The organism is Campylobacter sputorum, from assembly GCF_002220775.1.
Classification (GTDB): Bacteria; Campylobacterota; Campylobacteria; order Campylobacterales; family Campylobacteraceae; genus Campylobacter_F; species Campylobacter_F bovis.
In genome coordinates, this window is the sequence record NZ_CP019685.1 from 1,396,689 (window position 1) to 1,410,227 (window position 13,539).

The window sequence follows — 13,539 nt, forward strand, 5'->3', positions numbered from 1 at the left end:
CTTATATTTTTATATCTAAAATTTGTCCTTCTATAGAATCATCTAACTCCTCATCATCTTCATTTTCTTCTTTATTTTCATCTTCATTTTGAGCTTTTTGTGCCTCTTCTTGAGCTTCTTCTTGTGCATCAGCGTGTTTTTTTTCATGCTCACGCTCTGGATCTATTTTATATGTTTCTTCAGTAGGTCTAATCTCTTCTATCTCTTTTTTATCTTTATTTGTAGCTTCAAGCATAGCTAAATTTTGAGCATCAAGCCTTGCTTGAAAATCGTTTTGAGTTGAAGCAGCAACTCCCATATTTTGATTTACATATATCGTACTTCCTATCGCTGATACAGGCATTTTAACTCCTTTATAAAACTACTCCTTATTTATATATATCGTCTTATAATTGATATAATTTACATGAGAATCTTTAATGATTTTTACATTTTCTCTTTTTGTGTAATCAACTTGATAATTCCCAGCATTTTTAGTACTAAAATTTACACAAATTTGAGCAGCAAGATATATAACTTCATCACTCATAGTTTTTTTATTTGTTTTTACTATAACATGGGCACTTGAAATATCTTTTATATGAAACCAAAAATCATTTTTTGATGCATTTTTTAGTAAACTCACATTGCCTTTTTGATTTTTACCAACACTTATTTTAAACTCATCGATATAGAAATTTTGCACATCTAAAGGCATTGTATCAACTTTTTTTACATTTTTTGCTTTTGGATAAATTATCTCAAGCTCTTCGGCTGATTTTGCTAAGTTTATAAGAGAGAGTAAATTTTCATAAAAAGCTATTTTTTCGTTTAAATTTTTTCTTTCTATATCAATACCTTTTGCTTTTTGTTTTAGCTTTTTTGATCTGTTCCAAAATGAATTTGCACTATCTTTTGGACTTTCTTCTAAATTTAAAGATACATCATTGCCATTAAAATCTATTAAATTTATATTTCTATCATAATCATTTAACATACTTAAATTTGCTAAAATAAGTGTAGCGTTTTTGCTATAAATTTCGCTTTGAATCAACAAATCATCTGCATTTTCAAGCTCGTTTAAGCTAGTAAGTAAATTTTCTATTTTTTTACTAATCTGAGCAATTTTTATCTGCTTAATTTGAGTAAATTTATTATCAACTAAATTTTCAAACTCACTTTTAAAAAATAGCTCAAAATTTTCTATCTTTTCACACTCTTTTTCTTTTATTAAAAATGGTTCAAGATGGAGCAGTTTTTTACCAACTTTTATGGATCTAAAATCATTTTCATGGTGTCTTAAGGCTTCTAAAATCACTTCATTTTCATCTGTTATTATAACATTTGTAAAACGCCCAGTAAATTCCATAATAAGATAACTTTTTAATGCTTTATATGAACCGCTATAAATTGTTTTAAAAACCAAAATTCTATTATTTTTTGGCACAAAAATATCTACTATATCAGCCCCAGTAAAACGCTTTTTTAAAATAGTATCAAAAGGAGCTTTGTATTCTTTTTGAAAGATTAAATTTGGATTTTGGTATATACTAGAAATATCTTTACTTAAGTCAAAAATCAGCTCAAAATCGTTATCAAATTTTATAAATATAGCATTATCTTGAATTCTTTTTATCTTTGTTATTTTTTTAAATTTAGCAATAAAACTTGCAATTTGTGTTAAATTTGAATACTTCATAGTATTCATTATATCAAAATTTAGGCGTTTTTTGATATAATCTTACTAAAATTTACAAGGAAAAACTATGTCTCAAACAATCACAGAAAAAATATTTTCAAATCATGTTGGTAATGAAGTTTATGCTGGACAAATCATAGAATGTACCATAGATATGGTTATAGGAAACGATATAACAACACCGATTTCAATAAAAGCTTTTGAAGAAAGCGGCGCAAAAAAACTTGCAAATCCTGATGGTTTTAGCATAGTATTAGATCACTTTATACCGCCAAAAGATATCGCTTCAGCAAATCAAGCTAAAATAAATAGAGATTTTGCTTACAAACACAATCTAAAAAACTTTTTTGATGAAAAAGATATGGGTATTGAACATGCTCTCTTGCCACAAAAAGGTTTAGTTGTGCCAGGAGATGTGATAATAGGAGCTGATTCGCATACCTGTACGCACGGTGCACTTGGGGCATTTTCAACAGGCATGGGCTCAACTGACATTGCATTTGCTATGATTAGTGGTAAAAATTGGTTTAAAGTTCCATCTAGCATAAAAGTTGTTTTTAGTGGAAAATTGCCAAAATTCGTTTATGGAAAAGATCTTATACTTGAAGTTATAAGACAAATAGGCGTAGATGGGGCACTTTATAAAACATTGGAATTTTGTGGTGATAGTATAAAAGAGTTAAATATGGATGATAGATTTTCACTTTGTAATATGACTATAGAAGCTGGAGCAAAAAGCGGAATTATCGCAGCAGATGATATAACAAAAGAATTTTTAAAAGATAAAAATTTAGCAAGAGAACCAAAATTTTTCTATTCAGACGAAGATGCCATTTATGAAAAAACTTTACACATAGATGTAAGCAAACTTGAGCCAATCGTAGCATATCCACATTTGCCAAGCAATGGCAAAAGCATAAGTGTAGCAAAAAAAGATAACCTAAGCGTAGATCAAGTTTTCATTGGAAGCTGTACAAATGGTAGATTAAGCGATTTAAGGATAGCCGCACAAATCTTAAAAGGAAAAAAAGTTGCACAAAAAACAAGGCTTATCATAACTCCTGCAACACAACAAATCGCAAGAGAAGCAGAAAAAGAAGGGTTAATAGAAATTTTTATAAATGCTGGAGCATTAGTAAGCAATCCAACATGCGGAGCATGTCTTGGCGGATATATGGGTATTTTAGCTCAAAATGAACGCTGTGTTGCTACAACAAACAGAAATTTCATAGGTAGAATGGGCGATAAAACTAGCGAAATTTATCTTGCAAACTCAGCAGTTGCTGCAGCTTCTGCCATAACTGGGAAAATAACAGATCCAAGAGATTTGTAAAAATGCTTAAACATTGCGTTATATTAGCAGGTGGAAAAAGCTCAAGAATGGGAAGTGATAAAACAAAGCTTCCTTTTGGAGAATTTGAAACTTTAGTTGATTTTGAAGTAAATAAATTTAGTAAAATTTTTGAAAATATTTACGTGAGTTCAAAAAATTTTAAATTTGCAGATAAATTTGAAACTATAGAAGATAAATTTGAAACATTTTCACCAATGGGTGCGTTATGGCAGATACTTTCAAATTTCAAAGATGAATATGTTTTTATAATTCCAGCAGATATGCCATTTATCAGCATACAAACTATAAATTTGCTTTATGAAAATTTGCAAAATTCAGACATAATAAACCCAAGAGATGATGAATTTACACACTCTTTATGTGGATTTTTTCATTCAAAAGTTGCTAATATTGCAAAAGAATTATATGAAAACAATATACATAAAATAGGCTTTTTAAGACAAAAATGTAATTCTAAAACTATATTTTTTGAAAATAGTGATGAATTTTTCAATATAAACACACCGCAAGATTACCAAAAAGCTAAAGAATTTCTGTTACAAGTTTAAATATTTTTGAGAGAATACGCAATAAAAGATTTTATAAAATAACAAAAGAGATAGCCTTTTGGCAATCCCTTTTATATTTATGATATTAGATTATTGTTTTAATTGAAGTAAGGTATTTAGCATTTGATCGCTTGTTGTAATAGTTTTAGAACTTGCTTGGAAACCTCTTTGTATAACAATAAGATTTGTCAAAGCTCTACTTAAATCAACATTACTCATCTCTAACGCACTTGATTGCATTTTTCCTCTACCTGCAGTTATGGCCTCGCCTATGATAGCCTCTCCTGAGTTTGGAGAAACAGAAAATAGCGTTCCACCTTCGCTTGTTAATCCCTCATTGTTTATAAATTTAGCCATAGCAATCTTAGCAAGACCAAGACTTCGACCATTTGTAAAGCTACCTATGATAGTTCCAGATTCATCTATCTTTATACCATCTAAATCTCCGCCCTTATAGCCATCTTGAGTAAAAAATTTAGTATTTGATTTCGCATCATGAGCCACAAGACCATCTGTATCACCAGCTGTTCCAAGATCTAATAAAATCGGTTGTCCGCCAATAGAACCGTTATTTGAACTATATTGAATACTAGTAGGATAGTATGTTGCAAGTGTTCCATCTGGATTAAATGTAACTTCACCTACAACCAAATTTGATGGAAGTGTTGTATTGCCAGAAAAATTTATCTTTGCTGGTTCTGGCACTTGAATAATCATTTTCCATCTAGTTCCGCCATTATCTGCATAACCCTCTTTAATAAAGTCAAATTTTATATCTTTTGTTCCACCAAGAGAATCATAAATAGGTGTTGTGGTGCTATGGGCTGATATATAACTAGCTTGAGTAGTTTTTGGATATTCACTACGATTTAAAGCTCCTCTCATAGGAGACATGATTTCTGTAAATCTTATATTTTCTCCTACATTGTTTGCAGGATCTGTTAAACCTGTGATATATAAATTCATACCTTTACCAGATGCAGCTTCTCCTGTTAATATATAAGTTATATCATTTTTTACTGTAACATCACCATCCATTGTTGCATATCCGCCATCTGGTATAGTGATCTCTGGGCTAGTTCCAGCTACACCAGCATTTGCTGCTGGTATTTTAACTTCTGTCTTTTTACCATCTTTATCATAAATACTAACAGTTATTTCTTTATCAGAGTTATTTTCAAACGCACCTGCTGTATAATTAGCCGCAGCTGTGGGTTTACCTATAGGGGTATTGCTTATTAAAACATCATTAGCTTTTTTACTTACCTCAACAGACTCTTTTGAAAATTCATTTCTTATCTCAAATTGTCCTTCTTTATTTACTGTTACCATTACTCCTAAATTTGGATCTGACTTACCATTGCTCGCTGGATCTCCATCATAATCAACATTTTTTCTGGCATCTTCTTGCATAGCTGCTCTTAAATCCTCTGTAGAATGAAAAGATCGCTCTAAGGTATCATCATAAGGTTCTTTTCCAGCTTGTATCATACTTGATGGCACTTTTGGATCTGCTTTTGGATCTTTATATGTGCCAATTTGTGCGGTTGTGTATTTATATTGATAAGCTGTTATTACCTTTTGTTCTGTTATTCCAAGACCACTAACAACATTAGTAATCTTAATGTTTTTTGTTGATGAAGTTGTTCCAGAATCATTTTGGTTTGCTAGCTGAATTTGAGAGCCATTTACCACTACAGCTTTTACTCCAGTTTCTTGTGAACGGCTATTTATAAGTCTTGCCAATTCATTTATGCTAGTTACATTTCCTTTAACCTGCGTTCCATTTATAGTTACATCAAAGGCTTTACCGACGGCTGGATCAATATCTTCTACAGTAATTGGTTGCGTTTTAGCTGTAGCATAACTAACCCATATACCTTGTCCTTCTCTTAGATTATAAGCCTCTCCTTTTTGATTGTGAAGTATGCCCATATCTACACCTTTTTCTACAAGCCTATAATCACTATTTTTAGTATTCTTAAATGAATCTTCTATATTTTCATCATGAAGTTCTGCTGCACCAGCTGTAACTCCATCTTGATTTCTATCTGTATATCCACGAAATGAATCTAACTCATAGATGGGAACTTTTTGATCGCCTATATTATCTCCGGTATTTAGAGTAGCAGCTATATCAAGCTTAGTTGTAGCTCTTGCTGGCATTGTAAGATCAGGTTTTACAAGTATATTTTGAACTTGTCTTGTTGAGTCTATTTCGCCTGTTTCTTCGTCTCTCATCCAGCCTTGCACAATATAACCAGCATTATTAACAAAATTTCCATATTTATCGAAAAGAAAATCGCCATTTCTAGTATATTTTTGAGTATAACCACCATCTCCACTAACTATAAAAAATCCATCTCCTTGTATGGCAACATCTGTTAGTTTCTCCGTGGTTTGAACTGAACCTTGTTTAAAAATTTTTGTAACACTCGTAACACTTGTTCCAAGTCCAACTTGCATACTATTTGTACCACCAAGATCGCCTTGAGGACCTGTTGCAATCTTGGAAGTTTGACTCATCATATCTTCAAAATTTGCCCTTGAGTATTTATATCCTGTTGTACTAACATTTGCTATGTTGTGTCCTTCAACATCCATTGCTATTTGGTGTGCTCCAAGTCCAGATACTCCAGACCAAAGTGATCTCATCATAGTTTTATCCTTTTATATAATTTTATTAAAAATATAAAAGCAAAATGTGTTCCAAAATTATTTTTTATTAGATTGAAATTTAAAAAAGATAAAAGAAGCAAAAACTTCTTTTATCCAAAGTGCCTAGCAAACACTTTTAACATTTGTAGCAAGACCACCAAGAGATGTTTCGCGGTATTTTGAGTTCATATCTTTACCGGTTTCATACATAGTTTTTATAACATCATCAAGTCCAACCCTAGGTGTGCTTTTTCTCGTTAGTGACATTTTAGCAGCAGAAATTGCTTTTATAGCACCAAAAGCATTTCTTTCTATACAAGGAATTTGCACAAGTCCATCAACAGGATCACAAGTAAGACCTAAATGGTGTTCCATTGCTATTTCAGCAGCACTACAAGCTACGATAGCACTTCCGCCACTAATAGTTGCCATAGCACCAGCTGCCATTGAACTTGCACTTCCTATCTCAGCTTGACAACCAGCCTCAGCACCACTTATAGAAGCGTTTTTTTTGTAAAATGAGCCTATTAGCATAGCAGTTAGTAAAAACTCTATAGCTTTTTCTTCACTAAAAATTTTGGTGTGATTCTTAAGATATAGCATTACGGCTGGAACCACAGCACAAGCACCATTTGTAGGAGCAGTTACTACTTTGGCTCCACTTGCGTTTTCTTCAGCTATAGCTATAGCATATAAAGATACATAATCCAGTATAACCATTGGATCATCGCTTGCATAAAGTCTTTCATAAAGCCCTTTTGCTCTTCTATGAAGCTTTAAATTTCCAGGTAAATCTAGACTTTTTGGATTTATGCCAGCTGCAAATGCCTCTTGCATTACATCCCAAATTTCCAAACAATACTCTTTTATATCTTCTAGTGAGTGGAATTGAAGCTCATACTCTAAAGATAGTTTTGCCAAATTCCATCCATTTTTATTGCATATTTCTAAAGCATCTTTGGCATTATTTATACTCATAAACCCATCTGGCAATTTTTCTTCTTTTTTGCCATCTTTTAGATATATCTCAAGCTCAACTTTACTCATAACAAAACCGCCGCCAATAGAATAGTAAGTTTTTTCTTCTATTAAACTACTTTTGCTATAAACACTAATTACTAAACCATTTTCATGAAGTGGTAAAAAATCTTTGTGAAAAACAATATCTTTATTATAATCAAAGGATATCTGTTTTTTATCACATAGTTTCAAAACTCCATCGTTCAAAGCTCTGTTATTAATATCTTCTTGTGCAGATGAATTTATAGTTTTTGGCTCTAAACCACTAAGTCCCCATAAAATAGCTTTATCAGTTAAATGCCCTTTGCCTGTTAATGACAAAGAGCCATATAAATCTATTTTGATTTTATCGATTAAATCTAGCTTATCTTCTATAAGTTTGCAAAATAAATTTCCAGCAACAAGTGGTCCAAGAGTATGAGAAGACGATGGACCAACTCCTATCTTAAAAATATTTAAATTGCTCAAATTTTATCCTTAAAATGTAAAAATAACTGTTATTATAGTTAAAAGTCCAGTTATAAAAACAAAAGCATCTAAAGCTTTGTTTTGGAATTTTTTAAGTTTTGAAACTGTATAGATAGCAATCATCGGCATTATAAATAAAATAGCTGCGATAATTGGTCCTCCTAAATTTTCTATGAAACCTAAAACGCTTGGATTTTCATAGGCTGTAAAAAGCATTATTATATACATTACAGCAGTTGAAATAACAGCTATTTTTTTCATATTTGGATTTTCATTTCCGCTTAATTTTGCACATTTTCTTATTATTCCATAGCAACCTTCTCTTGCACCAAAATAGTGCCCAAAAAACGAACTCGCAATAGCTAAAAATGCAACTGCTGGCCCACCATAAGATATCAAAGGATTATCAAGTTTATTTGCAAAATATGATAACACTGGGATATTTTGTGCTCTTGCATCAGCAAATTCAGCTGGCGTTAAAGATAAAGAACAGCTCATTACAAAAAACATAACAAAAACTAAAAGCATTATAGAAGTTCTTAGTAAAATTTGATTTGCTTTTTCAACTGGATTATCTGGATACTCTCTTTTTACACTTAGTGAAAAAGTTGAAATCGCAGGAGAGTGATTAAATGAAAATACTAAAACAGGAAGTGTTAACCAAACAACCATAAAAAATTTACTAGCATTAGGTACTGCACTAAAACTCTCAAAACTCCACTGAGGTATTAAATACAAAGAAAAAACTAGCAAAATAGCACACAAAGGATAAACCAAAAGCTCACAAACTCTAGTTATAAATTCTTCACTAAAAAGCATAATTAGCATAAATGTGCTAACCAAAACAAAAGCAAAAATAGCTCTATAAAATGGAGTAAGATTTCCTATAACTCTTCCAAATTCATTTGTGCTTGTTACATACATTGAGCTTATAAAAGTATGCATAGCTGAGTTTGAATCTAAAAGTGGTAAAAGTTGATTAAAAATAAAACTCTCAAATGTATTTGTAATACCTACACAATACGCTAAACAAATCGGGAAAATAGCAAAAAAGTAAAGCACAGATATAAATACACTTATCTTTCTACCAAAATACTCCTCGGCTGCGTAAGTAATATCATGATCACTTCCTTGTGCTTGACAAACAAAACGACTAAGTGCTCTATGACTTAAATATACCATTGGGAAAATGATAAAACACATCACTACAACGGGCCAAAAACCACCTGTTCCAGCTTTAATTGGCAAGTATAAAATACCTGCACCAACAGCAGTTCCAAACAAAGAGAACATCCAACGCTTATCGAACGTGTTCCAAGTAAGATTACTTTGCATACATCAAACCTTTATGTATAAATTAAACACTTATAGTAATAAAATAGCGATATATACGCTAATTTACACTACTATAGTTTTCAGATGTAAATTATGTCTTTTTAAACCTTTACTTTTTATTAAATATAATAAATATTTATTAAATTTTATAAAAATGTGTCTTTTTGTAATAAAGTTTGATATAATTTTATCAAAAAAAGGTTGCAAAATGACAGAAGAATTAAGAGATCAATACAAAATAATCGTTAAATTCCTTGCAGAAGCGCTAGGAAGCAATTATGAAGTTATACTCCACGATATCAACAAACCAGGAGCAAACATCGCAGCTATATCCAATTCTCATATAAGTGGAAGAAGTACAAACTCACCGATTACCGGCTTTGCACTTGAATTAATGCAGTCAAAAAAATACCTAGAGACTGATTATATAACAAATTATAAAGCAAAAAGCAAATTAAACCAGAATATAACCGGATCAACTCTATTTATAAAAAATGGTGAAAATTTAGTTGGAATGTTGTGTATAAATCATGATACGAGTAAATTTGAAACACTTTCTAATGAAATTTTAAAACTTGGGAATTTAGATCCAAAAGAACCAAAGGTGATAATAGAAGAAGCCGTTGAACAATTAAATGAAAGTTTAGAAGAAATAATAGAAAATATATTAAATATAAGCCCTCAAGACACACATAAACTAAAACCTAAACAGCGTATAGCATGTATAATCAAGCTATACGAAAAAGGTATTTTTAATGTAAAAAATTCCATACCAAAAGTTGCTAAATATATGGAAATATCAGAATCTAGTATTTATAGATATTTACAAAATATACAAAAAAATAGTTAATTTTTATTTGGCATATAAACTATGACCTCGCCACATTTTTTACAAATAAATTTAGCTCCACATTTGATTTTTTCGTGAATTTCGGCTGTAACAAAATGGCTTTTACAAGAACAAACATAGTAAAATTTCTCTTTTGGCTTTCGAGCTTCTGGTTCTTTTTCAGCTTTCAAAATAGATTTTCGTCTCCAAGACTCTATTTTCATATCCTCTTGCAAAATATGTTCTAGTAGCCATTTTTTAGCAATCACACCAAGCTGTTCTTTCATATCATTTGTATTATGAATTTTGCTAATGAGACGAACCATACTTTGAATTATATAGTTATGAATTTTTTTATGCTCATCTAATTTAGGGTATCCTATAGAAAGCATATATTCTTCTTCGTCTGAAAAATGAGTTTTCATATACTCAAAAAACCCATTCAAAACATCTTTTATTTGCTGTTTTGAAACATATTTATTTTCTAGGTTATAAGCAACAGCGGCAAGTTCAAAAAGTTTTTTATGCTGAGCATCTATACTTTCGTTATTTATACTATAAGAATCTTCCCAAGTAGGTAACATTTTGCCTCTTTAAAATTAAATAATATATTATATCAAAACTATAATTTAATTACAATATAAATATATTTTAAATAATCAAATTATAGTATCAATAATCCTCTTCTTCATCCTCATCGTCATAGCTATAATCACCCTCATCATATAAAAACGAACCATTACCACTATTTTCATCGTAATCAAAATCAAAATCTTCGTTATCTACAAACTCATCTTCATTATATTCGCTATTTTCATTATACATTATTATATCCTTATGTTTTAAATTTTAACTCACAAATTTTGTAGTAAGTTTTACAGCATTTGTCTCAATTATATTTAAAATTTTTAATATTATATCTTGTTTTACTTTAATATAGTCATTTTTATTTATAGGTATTGTAAAAAATTCAATCTTTACAACAATTCCACTATCATTTAAATCATCCAACCAAACATAATATCCACTTTTATATCCAGCCAAATCATCTACTGAAATCATATTTTTACGATATTTTAAAAAATTGTATTCATCATTTACAACATCATTTATATTAGTTGATGTTTGTGGATGATTTACTATCAAATTTTCTATATCTTTTATACATTTTTCAACATCAAAAAATGTTGTTTCGTAACTAATATTTAGTGTCATTGTAACAAGTCTGCCAACAGTTCTTCTATTCCAATTTCTTATTGTACTATCTATTATTTTTGAGTTTGGAACATATAAAAGAGAGTTATCAGATGTTCTAATTGCTGTTTTTCTAAGCCCTGTTTCAACAATAGTCCCTTCTATATTGCCACCAATTACCACAGAATCACCTTGCGAAAAAGAGTTATCAAAAATTACCATTATAGATGCGAAAAAATTAGCTATTATGTCTTTTGTTGCAAGAGCTATGGCTAAACCGCCAATTCCAAGTGAGGCTATGATGGTAGAAACATCAAAACCAATGCTGTTTAACATAAGAAGAATAGCTATAATAAATATCATTATATAAGCTATTTTTATAATTAAATTTATAACCTCTTTTCTATTACTTTTTTTAGCTATTTTGCTAAAAAGTATCATCCCATAACCGTCTAGTATACCAGTTATCAACCATGCATAAAATATTATATAAGTTATAGAAAATATCTTATAAAAAATAGCAGGAACAGGAGAAGGATAATAAACCATATCTATACAAATATCTATAGCATATGCAATAAGCAAAATTCCCATAGGCTTTTTTATGGTATTTACAGCTTGTATTCTAAGTGCCTCTGAGCCACTCTTTTGCTTTAAAAATACTTTTTCAAAAATAAACAATAGTATCTTTGCTAACACTCTTCTTAAAGAGTAAAATAGCAAGGTTATGACAACTATAAAGATTGTTTTTCCAGAATTTATACCATAATGTGTTAAATTTATTTTTGAGTTTATGTAATTAAGTGTGTTTTTTAAATTTAGAAAATTAAAAACAAAACTACTTTCTAAAATTGATATATTTTCAAGCAAATAATCAAATATTTCCATATAAGTTTCTTGATTTATTTTAAGTGTTTGAAAATTACTTCCTATATCAAGCAATACATCTTTGTCTAGTTTTTCATATAATTTTTTTATTTCTACATAATCTTTAGTTTGTAAAGATAATATGGCTTTTTGAATCACATTAGATATATCTTTTTTACTGCTTCCATTTATATACATTTTTTCTATTTTTAACAAAGCTGTATAAAAAATTTCGCCTATTTCTATATTGTAATAATCCATCCTAGCCACCATATATTCTTTTGATTTTTTAGGATATTTTTCTAGCTTATAAGCAATCTGTTTTTTAATATCAATATAATTCAAAAGTTGTTCATAAGATATTTTTTGATTTGTTATGGCAGATGGAATTTTTTCAAATAATTTTATTTTATCTTTTTTTAAACTATTTAAATCATCACTGCTTGTATTTCTATCTTGTAAAATTTTGATTTGATAATTTAAATTTTTAATATCATTAACTAAAAAACTCAACGATATTTTGCTATCTGTTTTGATATCTGATATATTTTCATCAACTATTTTTTGAGCTACAAGCTCTGCTATTTCGAGTGTTTGATTATCATCATTTTTATCTTTACTTAAATTTACTAACTTACTAGCTATATTTTCTACAGCTTTTTTAGTATCATTTTCATCCACGCTTAAAAGTGTTTCATCTATACTTTTTTGAAGCTCACTTGAATTAGCTCCATAAAGCGATATAAAAAACAGAAAAAATATAACAAAAAGCTTATTTATCATTTGATTTATCATTTTCACCTATAAATTTGAATTGTTTAGAATTAAAATCATACTCGAAAATTTCGCCTGTCTCTATGATATAGTGCCAACCGTGTATATTTATTTTGCCAGATTCAAATTTCTCTTTAAGGGTAGGAAATGTAAGTATATTATCAATTGAGTTAATTATATTTAATCTCTCTGTTACCCAACTTCTTTTTGAGGCATTATTTCCATAAACTTCTAATACAGCGTGTTTTATAGGAGATAATATCTCAAGCCATTTTCTAACATTTGGAATTTTTTCAAATTTACTCTTATCATAATAAAGTGCTTCACAGCCACCGCAATTACTATGTCCGCATATAACAATATTTTTCAAATCAAAAACATTTATCGCATATTCTATAGCTGAAGTTGTAGCCAAAAATTCATCACTCAGTCTATAAGGAGGAACTATGTTTGCAATATTTCTAACAACAAAAAGTTCGCCTGGTTTAGAACTTGTTATCAAACTTGGCACAACCCTAGAATCAGAACAACCTATAAAAAGCGTGTGCGGTGTTTGCATTGAGCTTAAACTCACAAAAAGATCTTTATGTTCTAAATATCCATTTTCCATAAATTCATTAACACCATCAAAAAGTGAATTATTTATAAAAATTTGCTCGTTCATAAATTTCCTTAACCATAATATTGTATAAATTTAAAACTAGAGATTATAGCAAAATATAAATTTGATAAATATTATAATCTTTTTGTTTCCAAAATATATAATTTATGTTTTATTTATATAAATTTGGTTAAATTTGGGCAAAAATAAAAA

At 29.6% G+C, this 13,539-nt stretch carries 12 protein-coding genes; 3 read left to right on the forward strand and 9 right to left on the reverse strand.

Going from position 1 to position 13,539, the window contains the following annotated elements:
* Window position 1: 1 nt before the first annotated feature.
* Window positions 2–343 (reverse strand): hypothetical protein, encoded by a 342-nt coding sequence (locus CSPB_RS06990; protein WP_089193689.1) that lies wholly within the window; start codon window positions 341–343, stop codon window positions 2–4.
* Window positions 344–361: 18 nt separating this feature from the next.
* Window positions 362–1,678 carry an NFACT RNA binding domain-containing protein gene (locus tag CSPB_RS06995; protein WP_089193690.1) on the reverse strand — a complete coding sequence of 439 codons (1,317 nt, stop codon included), beginning with the start codon at window positions 1,676–1,678 and terminating at the stop codon, window positions 362–364.
* 67 nt (window positions 1,679–1,745) lie between these two features.
* Between CSPB_RS06995 and leuC the strand changes: the two genes are divergently transcribed.
* Together leuC and CSPB_RS07005 are read left to right on the forward strand one after the other, a co-directional pair.
* Window positions 1,746–3,011, forward strand: coding sequence for a 3-isopropylmalate dehydratase large subunit (gene leuC, locus CSPB_RS07000; protein WP_089193691.1), 1,266 nt, complete (start codon window positions 1,746–1,748; stop codon window positions 3,009–3,011).
* Between the two features lie 2 nt (window positions 3,012–3,013).
* Window positions 3,014–3,580, forward strand: coding sequence for a molybdenum cofactor guanylyltransferase (locus CSPB_RS07005; RefSeq protein WP_089193692.1), 567 nt, complete (start codon window positions 3,014–3,016; stop codon window positions 3,578–3,580).
* 90 nt (window positions 3,581–3,670) lie between these two features.
* Here CSPB_RS07005 and flgE read toward each other — a convergent pair whose 3' ends face one another.
* From flgE to CSPB_RS07020, 3 genes are all read right to left on the reverse strand, one after another.
* Window positions 3,671–6,238, reverse strand: a complete 2,568-nt coding sequence (flgE, locus tag CSPB_RS07010) for a flagellar hook protein FlgE (protein WP_089193693.1) — start codon at window positions 6,236–6,238, stop codon at window positions 3,671–3,673.
* Between the two features lie 123 nt (window positions 6,239–6,361).
* On the reverse strand, window positions 6,362–7,726 hold the full coding sequence (locus tag CSPB_RS07015) for an L-serine ammonia-lyase (RefSeq protein ID WP_089193694.1): 1,365 nt from the start codon (window positions 7,724–7,726) through the stop codon (window positions 6,362–6,364).
* 9 nt (window positions 7,727–7,735) lie between these two features.
* Window positions 7,736–9,061 carry an aromatic amino acid transport family protein gene (locus CSPB_RS07020; protein WP_089193695.1) on the reverse strand — a complete coding sequence of 442 codons (1,326 nt, stop codon included), beginning with the start codon at window positions 9,059–9,061 and terminating at the stop codon, window positions 7,736–7,738.
* 208 nt (window positions 9,062–9,269) lie between these two features.
* Here CSPB_RS07020 and CSPB_RS07025 point away from each other — a divergent pair, with 208 nt between their 5' ends.
* Entirely contained in the window at window positions 9,270–9,911 is a 642-nt protein-coding gene (locus tag CSPB_RS07025) for a helix-turn-helix transcriptional regulator (RefSeq protein ID WP_089193696.1), read from the forward strand.
* Here CSPB_RS07025 and CSPB_RS07030 read toward each other — a convergent pair.
* The 4 genes from CSPB_RS07030 to CSPB_RS07040 form a co-directional block, all read right to left on the reverse strand.
* On the reverse strand, window positions 9,908–10,474 hold the full coding sequence (locus CSPB_RS07030; protein WP_089193697.1) for a bacteriohemerythrin: 567 nt from the start codon (window positions 10,472–10,474) through the stop codon (window positions 9,908–9,910). The two genes, CSPB_RS07025 and CSPB_RS07030, sit on opposite strands and share 4 nt — an antisense overlap.
* A gap of 88 nt (window positions 10,475–10,562) precedes the next feature.
* Complete coding sequence (locus tag CSPB_RS08610) at window positions 10,563–10,715, reverse strand: hypothetical protein (protein WP_161492196.1); 153 nt, start codon at window positions 10,713–10,715, stop codon at window positions 10,563–10,565.
* A gap of 24 nt (window positions 10,716–10,739) precedes the next feature.
* Window positions 10,740–12,746, reverse strand: coding sequence for a mechanosensitive ion channel family protein (locus CSPB_RS07035; protein ID WP_089193698.1), 2,007 nt, complete (start codon window positions 12,744–12,746; stop codon window positions 10,740–10,742).
* Window positions 12,724–13,389: a carbonic anhydrase gene (locus CSPB_RS07040; RefSeq protein ID WP_089193699.1), complete on the reverse strand. Its 666-nt coding sequence runs from the start codon at window positions 13,387–13,389 to the stop codon at window positions 12,724–12,726. Before CSPB_RS07040 ends, CSPB_RS07035 begins: the two co-directional genes overlap by 23 nt.
* Window positions 13,390–13,539 lie beyond the last annotated feature (150 nt).

Excerpts from the sequence above, each read along its gene's own strand:
- flgE (WP_089193693.1), bottom strand. The coding sequence starts at position 6,238 with ATGATGAGATCACTTTGGTCTGGAGTATCTGGACTTGGAGCACACCAA.
- CSPB_RS06995 (WP_089193690.1), bottom strand. The coding sequence starts at position 1,678 with ATGAAGTATTCAAATTTAACACAAATTGCAAGTTTTATTGCTAAATTT.
- leuC (WP_089193691.1), top strand. The coding sequence starts at position 1,746 with ATGTCTCAAACAATCACAGAAAAAATATTTTCAAATCATGTTGGTAAT.
- CSPB_RS07025 (WP_089193696.1), top strand. The coding sequence starts at position 9,270 with ATGACAGAAGAATTAAGAGATCAATACAAAATAATCGTTAAATTCCTT.
- CSPB_RS07040 (WP_089193699.1), bottom strand. The coding sequence starts at position 13,389 with ATGAACGAGCAAATTTTTATAAATAATTCACTTTTTGATGGTGTTAAT.
- CSPB_RS07020 (WP_089193695.1), bottom strand. The coding sequence starts at position 9,061 with ATGCAAAGTAATCTTACTTGGAACACGTTCGATAAGCGTTGGATGTTC.
- CSPB_RS07035 (WP_089193698.1), bottom strand. The coding sequence starts at position 12,746 with ATGATAAATCAAATGATAAATAAGCTTTTTGTTATATTTTTTCTGTTT.
- CSPB_RS08610 (WP_161492196.1), bottom strand. The coding sequence starts at position 10,715 with ATGTATAATGAAAATAGCGAATATAATGAAGATGAGTTTGTAGATAAC.
- CSPB_RS06990 (WP_089193689.1), bottom strand. The coding sequence starts at position 343 with ATGCCTGTATCAGCGATAGGAAGTACGATATATGTAAATCAAAATATG.
- CSPB_RS07030 (WP_089193697.1), bottom strand. The coding sequence starts at position 10,474 with ATGTTACCTACTTGGGAAGATTCTTATAGTATAAATAACGAAAGTATA.
- CSPB_RS07005 (WP_089193692.1), top strand. The coding sequence starts at position 3,014 with ATGCTTAAACATTGCGTTATATTAGCAGGTGGAAAAAGCTCAAGAATG.